The organism is Brevundimonas sp. CURTG3B2_SDJG, from assembly GCF_057364705.1.
Genome location: NZ_JBNFOJ010000386.1, coordinates 1 through 2,274 on the forward strand (window position 1 = coordinate 1; position 2,274 = coordinate 2,274).

General features: G+C 69.2%; 1 pseudogene. It reads left to right on the forward strand.

Annotated features, from left to right (window positions below):
* Window positions 1-2,027, forward strand: a pseudogene (locus AC2W7C_RS16950) (S9 family peptidase).
* Window positions 2,028-2,274: the final 247 nt, after the last annotated feature.

Genomic DNA, 2,274 nt, shown 5'->3' on the forward strand with positions numbered 1-2,274 from the left:
CTGGCCGAGGCGCCGGCCGCGTCCCCGGCCGCCGCGGCTCAGGCGCGCGACGCCTTCACCTACGCCGACATGATCTCGGCCAACCGGCTGGGCGATCCCCAGGTGTCGCCGGACGGCCGCTGGGTGGTCTATTCGGTGACGACGACCGATGTGGCGGCCAACCGCCGCGCCGGCGCGCTGTTCATGATGGACCTGCAGAACCCCGGCGAGGGCCGGCGTCTGGCGATCAATGAGGGCGGCGCCAACACCGCGCGCTGGGGCGCGGACGGCAAGCTGTATTTCCTCTCGGGCCGCTCGGGCTCCAGCCAGGTCTGGCGCGCCGACGCCGACGGGACCAACCCGGCCCAGGTCACCCGCCTGCCGCTGGACATCAACGCCTATCGCCTGAGCCCGGACGCCTCGAAGGTGGCGGTGTCGCTGGCCGTGTTCCCCGACTGCGAGACCCTGGCCTGCACGGTCGACCGCAGCAAGGCCGTCGCCGACGATCCGTCGACGGGCCAGGTCTACGACCGCATGTTCGTGCGCCACTGGGATGCGTGGAACGACGGGACCCAGAACCACCTCTTCGTGCTGGGGACAGACGGGTCCGGCGAGCCGGTCTGGGTCACCCGCGGCTTCGATGGCGACACCCCCTCCAAGCCCTTCGGCGACGAGAGCGAGTTCACCTTCACTCCGGACGGCCAGGGCATCGTCTTCTCGGCCCGCGAGGCCGGCAAGTCCGAGCCCTGGAGCACCAATTTCGACCTGTATCAGGTGTCGATCGCCGAGCCGGGCCGCCTGACCAATCTGACCGAGGCCAACGACGCCTGGGACACCGGCCCGGTCTTCTCGCCGGACGGCAAGACACTGGCCTACCGCGCCATGGCCCGTCCCGGGTTCGAGGCCGACAAATACGCCATCTTCCTGCGCGACGTCGCCTCGGGCGAGACCCGTCAGATCGCGGCGAACTGGGACCGTTCGGCCGACACCCTGCAATGGTCGCGCGACGGACGGACCCTCTACACGACCGCCGGCGACGTGGGTCAGACGCGGCTGTTCTCGGTCGACGTGCGCAGCGGATCGGTCGCTCCGATCACCGGCGAAGGCCATGTCTCGGCCTTCCAGCAGACCCCGTCCGGCTTCGTCTTCGCCCAGGACACCCTGACGCGTCCCAGCGAGCTGTTCGTCAAGACCTTCCGCGGGCGCGAAATGCCCGCGCGCATCACCAACGTGAACCCGCAGCTGGACGACAAGGCCTTCGGCGAGCCCGAACAGTTCACCTTCGCCGGCTGGAACGGCGAGACGGTGCACGGCTACGTCCTGAAGCCGTCGAACTACGTCGAGGGCCGCAAGTACCCGGTCGCCTTCCTGATCCACGGCGGGCCGCAAGGCTCGTTCGGCAACAGCTGGTCCTACCGCTGGAACCCGGCCACCTACGCCGCGCCGGCTATGCGGTGGTCATGATCGATTTCCACGGCTCGACCGGCTACGGCCAGGCCTTCACCGATTCGATCAGCCAGCACTGGGGGGACCGGCCGTTCGAGGACCTGCAGAAGGGCTGGGCCGCGGCCCAGGAACGCTACGGCTTCCTGGATGGCGACAACGCCTGCGCGCTCGGCGCCTCGTACGGCGGCTACATGATCAACTGGATCGCCGGCAACTGGCCGGGCGAGTTCAAATGCCTGGTCAACCACGACGGCGTCTTCGACATCCGCGGCATGGGCTACGGCACCGAGGAGCTGTGGTTCACCGAGTGGGAGTACGGCGGCACCCAGTACGAGAATCCGCAGGGCTACGAGCAGTTCAACCCGGTGAACCATGTCGCCCAGTGGCGCGATCCGATGCTGGTGGTGCAGGGCGACCTGGACTACCGCATCCCGACCGCCCAGGGCCTGTCCACCTTCACCGCCCTGCAGCGCCGCGGGATCGACAGCCGCCTGCTCTTCTTCCCCAACGAGAACCACTGGGTCCTGAAGCCGGCCAACAGCGTGCAGTGGCACAACGAGGTGTTCGGCTGGCTGGACAAGTACCTGAAGCCGCAGCCGTAACCGCGGCCGCGATCGCGCACGAGAAAGGGCGCTCCCGTCGCGGGGAGCGCCCTTTTTTCGTCGCGCAGGCTAAGGGGATCAGCGCGCCCGGGCGAAAGTGGTGGCGGCGTCCTTGTACATCGCGTGCTCACGCGCGGTCATGCAGCGCGGCGTCGTCCAGGCCGGATCCGACGGCTGGAGCGCCAGGGGCCTCGCGGGCGGTGATGAACACCGGCGGGCGCGCCGTGGTCGCGGGGTGAAGGCGCGC